At 68.2% G+C, this 1,055-nt stretch carries 1 protein-coding gene; it reads left to right on the plus strand.

Translation table 11 applies throughout. The features are described 5' to 3' along the window. On the plus strand, positions 1–1,055 hold a 1,055-nt coding region (locus HV675_RS32115), incomplete at both ends, for a dihydroxy-acid dehydratase (RefSeq protein ID WP_175115478.1).

The following is a 1,055-nucleotide window of genomic DNA, read 5'->3' on the forward strand; positions in this document are numbered from 1 at the left end:
GCGCTCGGCTTCACGCTGCCGGGCTTCGCATCGATTCCGGCGGCCGATTCGCGGCACGCGCAGATGTCCGCGCAAACCGGCATGCGCATTGTCGACATGGTGTGGGAAGACCTGAAGCCGTCGGACCTTCTGACGGCCGCGTCGATCGACAACGCGGTCACGACGTGCCTCGCGCTGTCGGGCTCGACCAACGCGATCGTGCACATGATCGCGCTGGCGCGCCGCGCGGGCATCGAGCTGACGCTCGAGCGCTACGACGAACTCGCGCGCCGCACGCCGGTGCTCGCGAACATCCGTCCGACCGGCCAGTACCTGATGGAAGACTTCTACTACGCGGGCGGTCTGCGCGCGATGCTGAAGGAGCTGGGCGAACTGATCGACGGCGCGCAGCGCACGGTCAACGGCCGCACGCTCGGCGAAAACATCGGCGAGGCGGAAATCTTCAACGACGAGGTGATCCGCCGCCGCGTCACGCCGGTGATGCCCGATACGGGGCTGGCGGTGCTGCGCGGCAATCTGGCGCCGGACGGCGCGGTGATCAAGCCCGGCGCGGCCGATCCTTCGCTGCACGTGCACACGGGTCGCGCGGTGGTGTTCCGCGACTACAACGACATGGCGGCACGCATCGACGACGACGCGCTCGATATCGACGCGCAGTGCGTGATCGTGCTGCAGCATGCGGGCCCGGTGGGGGCGCCCGGCATGCCCGAGTGGGGCCAGCTGCCGATTCCGAAGAAGCTGCTGCAGCAGGGCGTGCGCGACATGGTGCGCATCTCGGATGCACGCATGAGCGGCACGAGCTACGGCGCGTGCGTGCTGCACGTTGCGCCGGAATCGTTTATCGGCGGTCCGCTCGCGCTGGTGCGCGACGGCGACCTGATCGAGCTGGACGTGCCGCAACGCAAGCTGAACGTGCTGATCACGGATGACGAACTGGCGCGGCGCAAGGCGCAATGGGTCGCACCGGCGCCGCGCTTCACGCGCGGCTACGGCGCGATGCACCAGATTCACGTGATGCAGGCCGACAAGGGCTGCGATTTCGATTTCCTGCAACG

Origin of the sequence: Paraburkholderia solisilvae (assembly GCF_902859875.1) — a bacterium.
In the GTDB taxonomy this organism is placed as follows: domain Bacteria; phylum Pseudomonadota; class Gammaproteobacteria; order Burkholderiales; family Burkholderiaceae; genus Paraburkholderia; species Paraburkholderia solisilvae.